This window comes from Mesorhizobium sp. P3_A2 (genome assembly GCF_056403115.1).
In genome coordinates this window covers 133302-148661 of sequence record NZ_JBFUGC010000012.1, presented here as the reverse complement: position 1 = coordinate 148661, position 15360 = coordinate 133302, and the positions used below count along the sequence as shown (strand labels likewise).

Below are 15360 nucleotides of genomic sequence, written 5' to 3'. Positions count from 1 at the left end.
ACCTCAGATCGCTGCGTTCAGCGCCGCGTAGTAGCCGGCATAATCGGGCCGCTTCTTGAGCACCGTTTCCAGATATTCCTCCAGCACCACCTTGTCCTGCACCGGGTCCTTGATGATGGCGCCGACAAGGCTGGCGGCCAGGCCTTCGGCGCCGAGCTTGCCGCTGTCGAACCATGCCGCCTGGCTGAGGCCGCCGACCATGGTGGCGATCGCCTCGGCGGTCGACAGGGAACCCGAGGGCGTCTTCAGCGTCACCTTGCCGTCAGCGGTCGCGCCCGAGCGCAGCTCGCGGAAGATGGTCAGCACGCGGGCGATCTCCTCGCCGACATTTTTTGGCACCGGCAGGTCGAGCCCGCCGGCCATCTCGTCGACCCGCTTGGAAACGATCGCCACCTCTTCGGCCATGTCTTCGGGCAGCGGCAGCACGACCACGTTGAAGCGGCGCTTGAGCGCCGAGGACAGTTCGTTGACGCCCTTGTCGCGGTTGTTGGCGGTGGCGATGATGTTGAAGCCGCGCTGGGCGTAGATCGAGGTGTTGAGCTCCGGGATCGGCATCATCTTTTCCGACAGCACGGTGATCAGCGTGTCCTGCACGTCCGACCCCATGCGCGTCAGTTCCTCCAGCCGGCAGAGCTTGCCGCTCTCCATGGCGCGGTAGAGCGGCGTCGGCACCAGCGCTTCCTGGCTCGGTCCCTTGGCCAAGAGCTGCGCATAGTTCCAGCCATAGCGGATCTGGTTCTCGTCGGTGCCGGCCGTGCACTGCACGATCAATGTCGAGTCGCCCATGATGGCGGCGGCGAGATGTTCCGACACCCAGGATTTCGCGGTGCCGGGAACGCCGAGCAACAGCAGCGCGCGGTCGGTGGCGAGCGTCGCCACCGCGGTTTCCATCAGCCGGCGGCGGCCGACATATTTCGGCGAAATCACCGTGCCGTCGCTGGCCTTGCCGCCGAGCAGATAGGTCAGCACGGCCTTCGGCGAGAGGCTCCATCCCGCCGGCTTCTGGCGGTCGTCGCCGCGTGCCAGCGCCTGCAGTTCGGATGCATAGGCCTGCTCGACCGGAAGACGAATGGCTGCGTTCATGGTGCTGTTCTCCGATTGCTCATGTGTTGGGTCCTGGCCCGGTCAGGGCTGCATTGAGCCGCAGAAAAGCGAGCGAAGCTGCCGCCGGCGGCATGCCGGCCGCGACAATGTCGCCGATCAATTTTTCGGCCGTCGCCGCGGTGCCGAGAAAGCCCATCGTTTCCAACATGTCGTCGATGGTCCGCTTCATGGCGTCGTCATTGCCGGCGACAGCGGAGCGCAATGCCGGCAAGGTCTGGCTGTTCGCCAAATCGGGCCATTCCAGCCAGCTCGCCTCGACGCCTTCCGCAAGGTTGAGCGCGCCAAGATATTTCGTGTCTTTCAGGATCAGCCTGACCAAGGCACGCTTCCTGCTTCTGTCCAGGCGCGGCATGAGATGAAGGACGAAAGGCGCCGTCTTGCCGCCCTCGGCGACCAGCGTATCGGCCATCTGCGCCACCGCTGCATCACTCCCGGAAGCGGCGACCATTCGTGCGATGTAGATGTCCGCGGTGCTGTCGCTGCCGAACTGCCAGGCTGCGATGAAATCGGCCTCGCTGACGCCGAAGCGTGTCGCGAGGTCGACCAGGTTGCAGGTCTCGAACAATTCAGCGCGGCGCTTTTCCTGCGCCGGCGATTTCAGCTTTACCGGCGTGTAGGTGGTGCGGCGGCGGATGAAGCCGGATTTGCCTTCGGCAATGAAAGCGGCGAGTTCGGCAACGGGATCGTCGGCGCCGCCATCGCCGGTGCGGCCGTGCTCGCCCAGCCTTGCCAGCAGCCGTCCCGCCAGTTCCTGCACCTTGCCGGAGCGGTCGGTGGCGAGGCTCTTCAGGAACGGCGCGTCCGCGGGCGTCAGGCCGAAATGCATGAGTTCGATCAGTGCCAGCCGGACTTCAGCCGGCTCGCCCGGCGCTTTGGCTTCGATCAGGCTGCGGGCCGTGGCCGGGTCGCGGCGGCGCATCTCGCCCAGCGCGATGCGACGCGCGGCGGGATAGAAGTCGTCCCAATTCTGTGCCGTCAGCTGTTCCTGCGGGGCAATCTTCAGCCCCTCCAAGCTGGCCTGCCAGTCGATCCAGGGGGCATAGATGTCAGGGCTGTTGTGATCCGATGCCGGCGGCATCCAGTCCATCGGATGCAGCACATAGCCGCGGCTGGCGACAAGCGTCGCCACGCGCGCCTTGCGACGCGCATCGGCGGCGTTCTTCAGGGCCGCCCGCAACAGTGGCCGCAACCGTTCCGGCAGCAGCGGCAGCCCAAGCCTTGGCAGCGGCGGGCGCCGCTTCAGCGTCTTTGGCGCTGCCGGCCGCAAGCCGACATCGAGCGCCTGCGCGGCGATCGCCAGCAACAGCCGTTCCCGCTCGTCCGGGGGTGCACCGGCGGCGATTTCCTTCCACGCGGCGGGGGCCAGATCGAATGTGGTTCCGCCGGTGATCCAGCAGTCGCGCATCGTCGCCAGGCCGGTCAGTTCGAGCTCGTTCATGACAAATCGAGCCTCCCGAAGCCGCTTTGCGCGGCGAGCAGATCGAGCCGCGCGCCGTTCCACAGTGCTGCTGTCGCCGCGAGATCGAGGCCAAGCACGGTCTGATCGACGGTTCCAGCGACAGGCAAGGCAATCCCTTGCGGGTCGTGCGCAGCTTGCCACCAGGCGGCGCCGCGCTCGTCGAGCAGGATCGCGCCGGCCGGCAGCATCAGCGGACAGTCGGTCGACCAGGGTGTTGCGTCCTGATGCGATGCATGCGCCGCGAGCGGATCCTTGATTGCGCCGAAGCCGAAATCCGGCCATGCCCCGGACACCACATCGCCTTTGCGCTCCGCCACCAGCGCCCGCAGCGGCTGGCGCGACGGGTAAAACACCAGCCTTGCGTCGAACCGGTCGCCGGGCGTGAACGCCGCCGAGCGGCGGCCGGCCGAGGCCGGAAAGAAATCAAGCAGCAGCGCAAATTGCGGCGTCGGGCTTTTGAGATCGAGCAGCCAGGTCGAATGGCTGACGAGGCCGTCGCGGCGGGTTTCGATTTTCTCGCCGATGACTTCCCACTGGCTGTCGACCTGTTTGGCCTCGGGATTGGCCAGCACCTGGTCGCGGGTTTCGGATGCCGACACCAGCCGTTTCAGTTCGGGATCGTCGGGCGCCGAGCGCCAGGCCTTGGCCAGCAACACCAGCTTGCCGAGTTCGCGGATCGCCGCATCCGAACGTTCCTCGCTGCGCAGCGCCATCAACCGGGCTGGGATCTCGTCGATGCGCCCGGCAAGCGCGGTCGCCTTCATGTCGACCAGCCGCGCGGCAATCCGGCGGCAGCGCTCGCTGCTGGCATCGGCAAAGGCGGAGAGGCCGAGCCGCAGCTGGTCGGCAATCCATTGGTCGAGTTCGTCCAGTGCTCCCGCCACTGAAGACCGCGTGTCTTCCGCACGCTTGCGCTGCGCCGCCTCACGGCGCTCCGCCGCGGCAGCGTCCTCGATTGCGGTGTCTTCGTCGGGTTGCGAGGCCTCGCCGATGCTCTTGCCGGAGGCCCCGGCGCCCGGCTTCGCAGCCGCCGGCTGGGCTGTCGTCTTCTTGCGCCGGCCAAGCCAGTCATTCACCCATTCCGGCGTCGATTCGGCTGCAGTGAAGCTGGCCGGCGCGGTGGCGGCGATCCACATCAGCGCCAGCGTATGCTTGCACGGAAACTTTCGTGACGGGCAGGTGCATTTGTAGCCGTGGTCGCCGGTGTCGACCACGGTGCGGTAGGGATTGGAGCCGGAGCCCTGGCATTCCCCCCAGATCAAGGCCTGCTGCTCGTTCTTTTCCAGCCGTGGCCAGTTCGAGCGTTTGGTCAGCTTCCAGGCGGCGCTCAGCGACGCCTGATCGGGGGCCAGCGCCTCGATGGTTTTCAGGTCGAATTCCAAGCCGCGCCTCTCGTCACCCCAAATCATGCCTGAAATCAGTATAGGGTGCCGTTTGTGAAGGATTGTTGTGGCTCCGGCAAGACGAAGATGGCGCAGATCAATAGAGCGGCGTTGCCATGTGCCGGGGCGTTGGCCATTCCGTCGTGACGCCCGGCTGCACCGGCCGTTCGAGATAGGTCGACAGCACGACATAGCTTCGCGTCGAGGTGACGCCGGGCGTTTCGTAGAGACGCGCCAACAAGCCTTCGAGCGCCCTGGTGTCCTCGGTGCGGACCTTGAGCAACATGCAGGTATCGCCGGCCACCGAATGGATCTCCTCGACCTCAGGATATTGAGAAACGGCCATCAGTTCCGGCGTCTTGCCCCAACCCTTGGTGTCGATATGCACGAAGGTAAGCAGCGGCTTCTTCACCGCCTTGGGGTCGATGATCACGGCTGTGCCACGGATGGCGCCGCTGCGCCGCAGGCGCTTCACCCGCTCATGCGCCGCCGGCGGCGACAGGCAGACGCGTTCGCCAAGTTCGGCGTAACTGATCGTTGCATCCTCGACCAACACGCCTAATATTTTTCGGTCGATCGCGTCGAGCTCGCGGGCGGCTGCCTTGTTCTGCAGAACACCATCTGTTTCTTCATCCATAACGAAATTCCTTATTGTCGCAGAATTTAATTCGGCCACTATGCCGATATGACGAACACACATCAAGCCGCAACGCTCCCAACAACAGCGCCGATCCCGGCCTTGGCCTATCTCCTGACCGGCTGCATCGCCGTTATCGGCTCCAACTCGCTGGTCCTGGGGCCGATCGCCCCGGCGGTCGCGGCATCCTTCGGCACCAGCGTGCCGGCTGTGATGGCCGCGTCGGCCGCCTTCGGCCTCGGCACCTCGGCAAGCGCTTTGTTCCTCGCCCGCTATATCGACGGCGTCGGCGCCCGTCGCATGCTGCAGGGTGCGCTGCTGTTGCTGGCGGCAGCACTTCTCGCCAGTGCGATGGCGCCGACGGTAATCGCGCTGGTCGCGGCCCAGGCCGTCGCCGGCATCGCCGCCGGCGTCGCCATGCCGGGAATCTATTCCAGTGCGGCGGCGATCGCGCCGTCCGGCCGCGAAAGCGGCACCATCGGCGTCGTGCTGACCGGCTGGACGGTTTCCATGGTGGCCGGCGTGTCGCTGTCGGCCGTGCTTGCCGATCTCGTCCATTGGCGCGCCGTCTTCGCCGCGGTGGCGGTGCTCTCAGGGCTTGCGCTCGCCGCTCTGTCGATGACCTCGCTCAGCGACGTCAGGAAGAGCGGCCCGGCGCCCACCCCGTTCGAGGCGCTTGCCGTTCCCGGCATTGTGTCGCTGCTCATCGCCTGCACCGCCTTCATGACCGCCTTTTACGGCGTCTACGGCTATCTCGGCGATCATCTGCACCAGGATCTCGGCAAGCCCGTCAGCGCCAACGCGCTCGCCGCACTCGCCTACGGCGCCGGCTTCGGCTCGGCGGCCTTTCTCGACGGCGTCATCGACCGCATCGGCGCGCGACGCGTCATGCCTTTCGCCTATCTGCTGGTCGCCGCCGTGTATGTCGCGATTGCGCTCGCAAGCAGCAATTTCGCGCTGATCCTGGCCATGATCGCCATATGGGGCCTTGCCAATCATTTCGGCCTGAACGTGCTGGTGATGCGTCTCACCGCGCTCGATCCGTCGCGCCGCGGCACCATCATGGGCCTGAACAGCTCGGTGACCTATCTCGCCGTTTTTATCGGCACCACCAGCTTCGGGCCGCTTTATTCAACATTCGGCTTCGCCGCCTGCGCCATCGTCGCCGCTGTGCTGATGCTGGTTGCGGCCGCGGCGGGGACTTGGCGTTCGCCCATCAGGCCGTAAGCGGCTGCGGCAAAGCTTGCGTCCCTGTCCTGTCCTTCGCTAGAGGTTCGGCTCACCGTGCGAGCCAAGCCAGATGAAGACGACACTTGAGACCACCGCCGAACCCTTGGCCCAGGACCTCACCTTTCTGGCCGAGCGGCTGACGGCGTTCAATGACGGCGATGTCGGCGCCTCCGGCCGCAAAGCGCTCGCCGTCTTCGTGCGCGACGACGACCGCGCCGTCGTCGCCGGCATTTCGGGCTATACCGCCTGGGGCTGGCTCTATGTGCAATGGCTCTGGGTCGATGAACGCTTGCGCGGCCGGCATATGGCTGGCGAGATGCTGGACGCCGCCGAGCGCGAAGCGTTGGCGCGTGGCTGCCGAAATGCCTGGATCGACACGTTCAATCCCATTGCGGCCAAGGTCTATGAGCGGCAGGGCTACCGTCCTTTCGGCACGCTGCCAGATTTTCCCGCAGGCCGCAGCCGCATCTTTCTGCAGAAGAAACTCTAACCGGCGAGTTTACCGCCTTGCATCGGCCGCGGTACGCCGGTGGTGCTCGGGAACGAGATCGGCAGGCCGCGCAAAACGCGCACCGCCAGGAAAGCAAAGCACTCGGCCTCCACCGCGTCGCCTTTCCATCCCAGCGTCTCAGCTTGTACCACCTCGACGCGGGCGCGGTTCGCCAGCATCGCCATCATCGTCGGGTTGTGGCGGCCGCCGCCGCTGACTGCCAGCCGCTTCGGCCGGCGCGGCAACAGGTCGAGCGCCTTGCCGACGGCCGAGACGGTGAAGGCCGTCAGCGTCGCCGCGCCGTCCTCGACGCCGAGCCCATCAGCCATCGCCGCAGTGAAGTCGAAGCGGTCGAGCGATTTCGGGTAGGGCTTGGTCAGATACGGATGCTGCAGCAATCTGGCGAGCCGCGCTTCATCGACGGTGCCGGCCGCACCTAATGCGCCATTGCGGTCCATCTCGCCGAGGCCTTTCGCCTTGATGAAATCGTTGAGCGGCGCATTGGCCGGGCCGGTATCGAAGGCGACGACGTTGTCCTTGCCGTCCCACCAGGTGATGTTGCCGACGCCGCCGAGATTGAGCACCGCCGTGTCGCCGCTGGGGTCCGCTTCCCTGAGCAACGCGGCGTGATAGGCGGCCGCCAGCGGCGCACCCTGGCCGCCGGCGCGCACATCGTCCGAGCGGAAATCATAGGCGACCTTGGCGCCCAAAATGGAATGCATCAGCTCGCCGTCGCCGAGCTGGCGCGTGTCGCCGCGCCGTCCCGGCTGTGGGGCGCGATGCAGCACGGTCTGGCCGTGGAAACCGACCACGCCGATATCGGCCATGGTCAGGCCATAGCTCTCGACGAGATCTTTCACTGCCGCCGACTGCGCCCGCGTCAGCGCCTCTTCGGCCTCGCCGAAGATCGCCGGCTCCGGCCCGTCGAAATTCCACGCCCTGGCCTGGCGCAGCGTCTCTTCCAGCAAGGTGCGAATGGATTGCGGGTAGGGGGCAAGCGTATAAGTGCCGAAATCGGCGATCCGCTCGCCATCTGTCTTGATCAGCGCGACGTCGATATTCCCGTCAAGCACGGTGCCGGTCATCAGGCCGACGGCCCAGATTGGTTCCATGGTCGCTTTCTCGAATCGCTGTTCTATCAAGGTGTCGGATGGATCGGTCGGGCAGGCAAGTCTTTTGCCGTTAGTGATCAAGGCAAGCGTTTCACGATTTTGAATTCCCGCGACGTTTGCGCTGCCCCTCACCTGCCTGCCGGCATCCTCTCCCCGTATAGTGACGGGGAGAGGGGCGCTTTCGTCGCGACTTTCGCCAATCACCGGCGCTGCAAGAAGGGCGCCGGCGTTGCGGCCAGCTCCCCGTCACTATACGGGGAGAAATGCCCGGCAGGGCAATGAGGGGCGGCGCTGACATCGACCGGCTATCCGGGGCGATTGCTTGAGATCCCTATGGAGCTGACGAATGCTTTTGCTTTGAACAGCGAAAATCGAGCAACGCCGTTCTTGTCTCTCGCCGCTCAAGACGCCAGCTATGGGACGAACACATCAATCATCAGGGAGAAACCACATGCCATCCGAAGTCGCAGTGATCGCCGGCGCGGGCGCGGGTCTGAGCGCCTCGCTGGCCCGCCTTCTGACCCGGGAAGGCTATCGAGTGGTGCTCGCCGCCCGCAATACGGCCAAACTCGCGGCGCTGGTCGAGGAGACCGGCGCGCTGGCGGTCGAGACCGACGTCGCCGATGCGGCCTCCGTTGCCAGCCTGTTCGAGGCCGCCGACAAGCAGGGCCCGCTGGCGCTTGCTGTCTTCAATGCCAGCGGCCGCACGCGCGGTCCGATCGCCGAGGTCGATGCCGATGCGGTCAAGCAGGCGCTGCTGGTTGGCGCCTATGGCGGCTTCCTGGTCGGCCAGCAGGCGGCGCGGCGGCTGCTGGTGCGCGGCTCCGGCTCGATCCTGTTCACCGGCGCATCCGCCAGCATCAAAGGGTTTCCCAACTCGGCCGGCTTTGCCATGCCGAAATTCGGCCTGCGCGGCCTGGCCCAGTCCATGGCGCGCGAACTCGGTCCGAAAAACATCCATGTCGCGCATTTCATCATCGACGGCCAGATCGCGGCAGCGGGGCGGACGGCCGAGCGGCCGGATAGCCACCTGTCGCCCGATGCGATCGCCGAGACCTATCTCGCGACCCACCGCCAGCATCGCAGCGCCTGGAGCTTCGAGGTCGAACTGCGGCCCTGGGTCGAGACATTCTGATCGATTGGGCGTGGCCGTTCTCGCGAACGTGAAATCTTTGAGAGAATATTCCCGGCTTCGTGTTTGAGAAGAAATGCGGTTCTTTGATCCGGCACACAGCATTGCCGATGATGTCATCAAGGCTTGGTATTCCACCAAACCGATATGACTTCAGGATTACGAGGGATCGACAATGTCCGAACGCGGAAACGCTTCCAATTCTCTTCTTTTATCAGCCATCAGCCGGCGAGCTGCCCTTGCGGCACTTTTTGCCTCGGCCGTCACACTTGTCGGCCTCGCCCAGCCGACGCCGTCCTTTGCCGAGGACAAGAAGGCGATCAAGGTCGGCATCATCAGCGGCGAAGATGAGGATGTCTGGCGCGTCGTCGTCGCCCAGGCCGCCGAAAAGGGTCTGACAGTCGAGACCGTGGTGTTCAATGACTACACCCAGCCCAATGAGGCGCTCGAGCGCGGCGAGATCGACGCCAACGCCTTCCAGCACCAGCCCTATCTTGACAACCAGATCAAGACTCAAGGCTATCACATCGTGCGCGTCGGCTACACCGGCGTCTGGCCGATTGGCCTCTATTCCAAGAAATACACCAAGGTCGCCGACCTGCCGGAAGGCGCCGTCATCGGCCTGCCCAACGACCCGTCCAATGAAGGCCGCGCGCTGCGCGTTCTGCAGAACGAAGGCGTGATCAAGCTGAAGGACGGCACCGGCATTCTGGCCACCACCGCCGACATTGCCGAGAACCCGAAGAAGGTCGTCATCAAGGAGCTCGACGCCGGCATTGTCGGGCGCTCGCTCGAGGATCTCGACGCGGCCGTCGTCAACACCGACTGGGCGCTGAAGAGCGGCCTCGGTCCGGACAACCGCATTGCCCAGGAGCCGGTGGCCGACAATCCCTACCGCAACTTCATCGCCGTCAAATCCGGCAATGAAAACGAGGCCTGGGTGAAGACGCTGGTCGCGTCCTACCAGAACGAGGCGGTCAAGGCCGAGTTCGACAAGGTCTACAAGGGCACCGGGATCAGCGCCTATTGATCGGCGCATGGCTTTCAGGAGCAGGCGGTCCGCTTTTGAGCGGACCGCCGTTGCATTTGCGCACCGTTGAAACGGACAGTGAGATGAACCAGCACGTCGCGGCCGCAACGGCCGATCCGGTCCACGTATCTGCCGTCGGGCAGGAGGATGTCGTTCGCCTTGTCGATCTCAAGCGGCGCTTTGGCGCGACGCCGGCGCTCGACGGCGTTTCGCTGACGGTGCGCAAGGGCGAGATTCTCGGCATTATCGGCCGCAGCGGCGCCGGCAAGTCGACGCTGATCCGCTGCCTCAACGGGCTGGAACGGCCGGATTCCGGCGACGTCTTCATCGAGGGCCGTGAGATCGGCCGGCTTGGCGAGCGTGAGTTGCAGCCGCTGCGGCGGCGCATCGGCATGATCTTCCAGCATTTCAATCTGCTGTCGGCCAAGACCGTCGAGGACAATGTCGCGCTGCCGCTGAAGATCGAAGGCCGCCCCAAAGCAGAGCGCCTAGCGCGCGCGGCCGAACTGCTCGACCTCGTCGGCCTGTCGGAGAAAGCGAAAGCCTACCCGTCCTCGCTGTCGGGTGGCCAGAAGCAGCGTGTCGGCATTGCCAGGGCGTTGGCCGCGCGACCGGCGCTCTTGCTATCCGATGAAGCGACATCTGCGCTAGATCCGGAGACAACGCGCTCCATCCTGGCGTTGCTGAAAGACATCAACCGGCAGCTCGGCCTGACCATCCTGCTCATCACCCACGAGATGGAAGTGATCCGGTCGATTGCCGACCGCGTCGCGGTGATCGATGCCGGGCGCATTGTCGAACAGGGTCCGGTGTGGTCGGTCTTCGCCGAGCCGCATTCCGAAATCACCAGGAGCCTGCTTGGCGGCATCCGCCCGCAGCTGCCGGCCGAGATTGCCGGCCGGCTTGTGCCGGGCGAGGGTGCCGAGCTTATCCTCCGGATCGATGTCGCTGGCGAAGCCGCGCGCGGTCCGCTGCTGTCCGATCTTGCGGTGGCTGTGCCGGGTCCGTTCCGTCTCGTTCATGGCGGCATCGACCATGTCCAGCAGCAGCCAATCGGCACGCTGTTCCTGGCGGTGGCGGGCAACGATGCACGCCATCTCGCTGACGTAATCGCATTCCTGAAGGCCCGCGACGCGCGGGTGGAGGTGCTTGGCCATGTCGCCGGTTCTGTTTGAGCTTCTGCTGCGTTCGATCTGGGAGACGGTCCTGATGACCGCGGCGTCCGGTCTCATCTCGCTGGTCTTCGGCCTGCCGCTCGGCCTGGCATTGATTGCCACCGAGCGCGGCGGCATCGCTGAAAACATATGGGTGAACCGCGCGCTCGGCGCCGTCATCAACGGCTTCCGCTCGGTGCCCTTCATCATCCTTCTGGTGGCGCTGATCCCGGTGACGCGGCTGATCGTCGGCACCTCGATCGGCACCTGGGCGGCCATCGTGCCGCTGTCGATCGCCGCGACGCCCTACTATGCCCGCATCGCCGAAGTGTCGCTGCGCGAGGTCGATCGCGGCCTGATCGAGGCGGCGCGCGCCATGGGCGGCAATCGCTGGACGATTATCCGCGAGGTGCTGGTGCCGGAGGCGCTGCCCGGTATCGTCGCCGGTTTCACGGTGACGCTGGTGACGCTGATCGGCGCCTCGGCCATGGCCGGCGCCATCGGCGCCGGCGGCCTTGGCGATCTCGCCATCCGCTACGGCTACCAGCGTTTCGAGACCAGCGTCATGGTCGCCGTGGTCATCGTGCTGATCATCCTCGTCTGCGGCATCCAGTGGGTCGGTGACCGGCTGGTCGCAAAGCTGGATCGACGCGGATGAGCGGCCGCGAACATTCTTTGCCCGTCGGCTGCAAAAGGCAGCGCCGGCTTTCTTCATTCGCCTCGAGATTGGATTGCGCATTGCTTTGATTGGACCAGCCTGCGTGCCACCGTGAAAGCGGAAACAAGGAGCTTGACCATGCCCAGGATCGTACCCGTGCTCGATCTCAGCCGCCTCGAACAGGGCGCCTCGGAGCACCGAACGTTTCTGTTCGACCTGCGCACGGCCGCGCGCGACGTCGGCTTCTTCTACTTGACCGGCCACGGCATATCGGCTGCTGATACCGCCGAGGTGCTCGACGCCGCGCGCCGGTTCTTCGCTCTGCCGGAAGCCGACAAGCTGGCGATCGAAATGGTCAAGTCCTCGCAGTTCCGCGGCTATACCCGCGCCGGCGGAGAGCTCACCAAAGGCAAGGCCGACTGGCGCGAACAGCTCGACATCGGCGTCGAACGCCCGGCCATCCCGCAAGGCCCCGGCGTGCCCGCCTGGACGCGGTTGCAAGGGCCGAACCAGTGGCCGGCGGCATTGCCCGAGCTGAAGCCGGCGCTGCTGGCGTGGCAGGCCAGGGCCACCGCCGTGGCGATCCGGCTGCTCAGGGCTTTCGCTTTGTCGCTTGACCAGGCCGAGGACGCCTTCGATCCAATCTATCGGGCCGAGCCCAACCACCGCATGAAGATCGTGCGCTACCCCGGCCGCGATGCCACCGGCGACGACCAGGGCGTCGGCGCGCACAAGGATGGCGGTTTCCTGACGCTTTTGCTGCAGGACGAGAACAAGGGGCTGCAGGTCGAATATGACGGCAGCTGGGTCAACGTCGATCCGCTCCCCCATACGCTGGTGGTCAACATCGGCGAACTGCTCGAACTGGCCTCCAACGGCTATCTCCGCGCGACCGTGCATCGCGTGGTGACGCCGCCGGCCGGCGTCGAGCGGATCTCGGTTCCCTTCTTCTTCAGCGCCCGGCTCGACGCTACCATCCCGCTGCTCGACCTGTCCGAGGACCTGGCGGCCGAGGCACGCGGGCCGGCTAGCGATCCCGACAATCCGCTGTTTCGCGATGTCGGCACCAATGTGCTGAAAAGCCGCCTGCGCTCGCATCCCGACGTGGCGCGCCGGCACTATGCCGATCTCCTGGAGACCGGCGCCTCGCCGGCCTGATGACCGCAACCAGAGCAATTCCAGGAAAAGTGTGAGCGGTTCGCCGTTTCCGTGAAATGGTGAAACGCCCTAGGATGAAAATTCCCGTTGTTGTCGGCTTTTAGAAAGCCATTCGTCGCAACCGGCCGCAAATAAGCCCATATAGGAAAAATCGTTCGGCGGTTTCCTCCCATTCCACCGAACGGTGTTCCCCTCTGAAGGTTTTGACCTTCTTTTGGCCGGGCCGTTTTCGAGCCCGGCCATTTTTCCTTGTCCAGCCATCCAGCACCCCGACTCGACGCGCATCATCGGTTCGAGAACGACTCGGTAATCCCTTCATCAGAAATTTAAAACGTTTGCATTTTGCCCAAAGCTAATTACAAACGTTTCAAACAGTTCGTTCGGGAGGAACGTTTGCCACCCCGCGTCACCACGCTGAAGGAGCTAGCGGCGAGCCTCGACCTGTCGATCACGACGGTGTCGCGAGCTCTTGCCGGGCATGAGCAGATCGCGCTGAAGACTCGCGAGCGTGTCGCGCAAGCAGCGCGACAGGCTGGCTACGTCCCCAACACCGCGGCGCGCACGCTTGTCTCCGGCCGCAGCGGCTTCGTAGGCCTGGTGCTGCCGGTCAGAGGCCCGAATCTGGTCGATTCCTTCCTCGGCGAGTTCGTCACCGGGCTTGGCGAAGGGCTGGTGTCGCATGGCGCCGACCTCATCCTCGCCACCGCAGCCCTTGGCCAGTCCGAACTGTCGGTGCTGCGCCATGTCGTCGAATCCGGACGCGCCGACGGCGTCGTCGTCACCCGCATCGCCGAGGTCGACGAACGCCTCGCCTATCTGCGCGAGCGCGGCTTTCCCTTCGTCGCCCACGGCCGGCTGCTTGATGGCGACTTTGCCTACAACTGGCTCGACACAGATGGCGCGCACGCCTTCGGCGAGGCCTTCGACATGCTCTACGATCTCGGCCATCGTCATTTCGGCCTAGTGACGATTTCCGAGCCGATGACCTTCCGGCATCTGCGGCAAGATGGCCTTGCCGCCGCCATCGGCCGCCGCGGCGACCCGTCGGTGCGCCTCGACGTGGCGACAGCGCCGCGCTTCGATCGCGGCGCCCGCATCCAGGCGATCAGCCGCATGCTGCAAGGCCCGGAGCGGCCGACCGCTATCATCGCTCTGTTCGACGAACTGGCACTGACGGTGATGGAGGAGGCGGCCCGCGCCGGCCTCAGCGTGCCGCGCGATCTCTCGGTCATCGGCTTCGACAATGTCGTTGCCTCGGCCTATGCGCCGCCCGGCCTCACCACCTTCGACGCCTCGATCCGCCAATGCGCGCGCGAGATCGCCGACATGCTGCTCACGGTCATAGCCGAGCGGCCTGCCGCGCCGCTGACGCGGTTGATCCGGCCGACGCTGGTGCCGCGAGCGAGCCACGGACCTGCACCGCAGACAAGAAGCTGACGCCGCAACGACGGCGCACACATCCAGGGAGGAAGACGATGATGAAGATATTGAGGACACTGGCGGGCGCCGCGCTGGCACTGTCGTTTGCCGTTGGCGGCGCGCAGGCGCAGCAGGTGCTGTTCTGGTCGACGCAGGCGCGCCCGGTCGAGGAAACCCAGAAGATGCGCGATGCGGTGCTGAAAGGCTTTGACGGCGCCGTCGACTATCAGGTCGCCGAGGACGGTCCCTGGCTCACCCGCCTGCAGGCCGAACTGCAGGCCGGCACCGGCACGATCGGCCTGCTTGGCGGCCTGCATGGCGACTTCTCCACCGTCGGTGCCAACCTCATCGATCTCTCGGCGGTCGATGTCGGCGGCGTCAAGGTCAACGAGGCCTACAAGAAGCTCGGCATGCTCGGCACCGGCGAGCAGAAATACATGCCGTGGATGCAGGCCACCTATCTGATGGCCGCCAACAAGCAGGCGCTGCAATATCTGCCGGCCGGCACCGACCTCAACACCATCACCTACGACCAGCTGATCGAATGGTCGAAGAACATCGCCGAAAAAACAGGCTCGCCGAAATTCGGTTTTCCGGCTGGCCCGAAGGGGTTGAAGCACCGCTTCTTCGAGGGCTTTCTCTATCCGTCCTACACCGGCTCGATGGTGACCAAGTTCCGCTCGCCCGAGGCCGAGACCGCCTGGAACAAGTTCAAGGAGTTGTGGCAGTACACCAACCCGAATTCGACCAGCTACGCCTTCATGCAGGAGCCGCTGCTGTCGGGTGAAGTCTGGGTGGCGTTCGACCATGTCGCGCGGCTTGCCGATGCTTTCAACCAGAAGCCCGACGAGTTCGTCGCCTTTCCCGCACCTGCAGGCCCGGCCGGCCGCGGCTTCATGCCGGTGGTTGCCGGTGTCGCCATCCCCAAGACATCGCCGGATGTCGACAAGGCCAAGGCCCTGGTCGCCTATATGATCAAGCCCGAGACGCAGATCGCCACGCTGAAGGCGACCAACTTCTTCCCGGTCGTCGACGTCAAGCTGCCCGACGACATGCCGGCCTCGGTCAAGGCCTTCGGCCCGGCGATCGCCACCATGACCGGCGCGCCCGATGCGCTGCCGGCGCTGCTGCCGATGGGGCTTGGCGACCTCGGCGGCAAGTTCAACCAGGTCTACACCGACTCCTTCGAGCGCATCGTGCTCGGCGGCGAGGACGTGCACGGCGTGCTCGAAGAGCAGGCGGCAGCACTCAAGGCCCTCATCGACCAGGCAAAGGCGCCATGCTGGACGCCGGACAAGCCATCCACGGGCGCTTGCCCGGTGGAGTAGCAACCAACCAGATCCTCCCGAGGGGGCGCCCGGAGTTTGTTGCACTCCGGGCGCCCAAACCGCACCC

14 protein-coding genes are annotated in these 15360 nt (G+C 65.3%); 9 read left to right on the top strand and 5 right to left on the bottom strand.

Annotated features, from left to right (window positions below; all coding sequences use genetic code 11):
* Nucleotides 1–3: 3 nt before the first annotated feature.
* From AC1DXM_RS25340 to AC1DXM_RS25325, 4 genes are all read right to left on the bottom strand, one after another.
* Nucleotides 4–1083: an ATP-binding protein gene (locus AC1DXM_RS25340; RefSeq protein WP_477237303.1), complete on the bottom strand. Its 1080-nt coding sequence runs from the start codon at nt 1081–1083 to the stop codon at nt 4–6.
* Between the two features lie 19 nt (nt 1084–1102).
* Nucleotides 1103–2542, bottom strand: a complete 1440-nt coding sequence (locus AC1DXM_RS25335; protein ID WP_477237301.1) for a DUF5691 domain-containing protein — start codon at nt 2540–2542, stop codon at nt 1103–1105.
* Nucleotides 2539–3945, bottom strand: coding sequence for an SWIM zinc finger family protein (locus AC1DXM_RS25330; RefSeq protein ID WP_477237299.1), 1407 nt, complete (start codon nt 3943–3945; stop codon nt 2539–2541). The genes AC1DXM_RS25335 and AC1DXM_RS25330 overlap by 4 nt, the downstream gene beginning before the upstream one ends.
* A 97-nt stretch (nt 3946–4042) precedes the next feature.
* Nucleotides 4043–4582, bottom strand: a complete 540-nt coding sequence (locus AC1DXM_RS25325) for an Lrp/AsnC family transcriptional regulator (protein ID WP_477237297.1) — start codon at nt 4580–4582, stop codon at nt 4043–4045.
* A gap of 48 nt (nt 4583–4630) precedes the next feature.
* Here AC1DXM_RS25325 and AC1DXM_RS25320 point away from each other — a divergent pair, with 48 nt between their 5' ends.
* Both AC1DXM_RS25320 and AC1DXM_RS25315 read left to right on the top strand, forming a co-directional pair.
* The gene (locus AC1DXM_RS25320; RefSeq protein ID WP_477237296.1) at nt 4631–5809 is read left to right on the top strand and encodes an MFS transporter; all 1179 of its coding nucleotides are present in this window, start codon (nt 4631–4633) and stop codon (nt 5807–5809) included.
* A 73-nt stretch (nt 5810–5882) separates the two neighbouring features.
* Entirely contained in the window at nt 5883–6302 is a 420-nt protein-coding gene (locus tag AC1DXM_RS25315) for a GNAT family N-acetyltransferase (protein ID WP_477237294.1), read from the top strand.
* On the opposite strand, the gene AC1DXM_RS25310 is transcribed toward AC1DXM_RS25315, so the two are convergent.
* A complete protein-coding gene (locus AC1DXM_RS25310; RefSeq protein ID WP_477237292.1) occupies nt 6299–7414 on the bottom strand; it encodes an anhydro-N-acetylmuramic acid kinase in 1116 nt (371 codons plus the stop codon). The genes AC1DXM_RS25315 and AC1DXM_RS25310 overlap by 4 nt on opposite strands.
* 451 nt (nt 7415–7865) lie before the next feature.
* Here AC1DXM_RS25310 and AC1DXM_RS25305 point away from each other — a divergent pair, with 451 nt between their 5' ends.
* The 7 genes from AC1DXM_RS25305 (at nt 7866) to AC1DXM_RS25275 (ending at nt 15293) form a co-directional block, all read left to right on the top strand.
* Nucleotides 7866–8549: an SDR family NAD(P)-dependent oxidoreductase gene (locus tag AC1DXM_RS25305; RefSeq protein ID WP_477237290.1), complete on the top strand. Its 684-nt coding sequence runs from the start codon at nt 7866–7868 to the stop codon at nt 8547–8549.
* A gap of 172 nt (nt 8550–8721) precedes the next feature.
* Entirely contained in the window at nt 8722–9576 is an 855-nt protein-coding gene (locus AC1DXM_RS25300; protein ID WP_477237288.1) for a MetQ/NlpA family lipoprotein, read from the top strand.
* 83 nt (nt 9577–9659) lie between these two features.
* Nucleotides 9660–10751 carry a methionine ABC transporter ATP-binding protein gene (locus AC1DXM_RS25295; RefSeq protein WP_477237286.1) on the top strand — a complete coding sequence of 364 codons (1092 nt, stop codon included), beginning with the start codon at nt 9660–9662 and terminating at the stop codon, nt 10749–10751.
* Nucleotides 10732–11388 (top strand): methionine ABC transporter permease, encoded by a 657-nt coding sequence (locus AC1DXM_RS25290; protein ID WP_477237284.1) that lies wholly within the window; start codon nt 10732–10734, stop codon nt 11386–11388. The genes AC1DXM_RS25295 and AC1DXM_RS25290 overlap by 20 nt, the downstream gene beginning before the upstream one ends.
* Nucleotides 11389–11526: 138 nt before the next feature.
* Nucleotides 11527–12546, top strand: coding sequence for an isopenicillin N synthase family dioxygenase (locus AC1DXM_RS25285; protein WP_477237282.1), 1020 nt, complete (start codon nt 11527–11529; stop codon nt 12544–12546).
* Between the two features lie 393 nt (nt 12547–12939).
* Complete coding sequence (locus AC1DXM_RS25280) at nt 12940–13983, top strand: substrate-binding domain-containing protein (protein WP_477237280.1); 1044 nt, start codon at nt 12940–12942, stop codon at nt 13981–13983.
* Nucleotides 13984–14021: 38 nt separating this feature from the next.
* On the top strand, nt 14022–15293 hold the full coding sequence (locus tag AC1DXM_RS25275; RefSeq protein ID WP_477237278.1) for an ABC transporter substrate-binding protein: 1272 nt from the start codon (nt 14022–14024) through the stop codon (nt 15291–15293).
* The last annotated feature ends 67 nt before the right edge of the window (nt 15294–15360 follow it).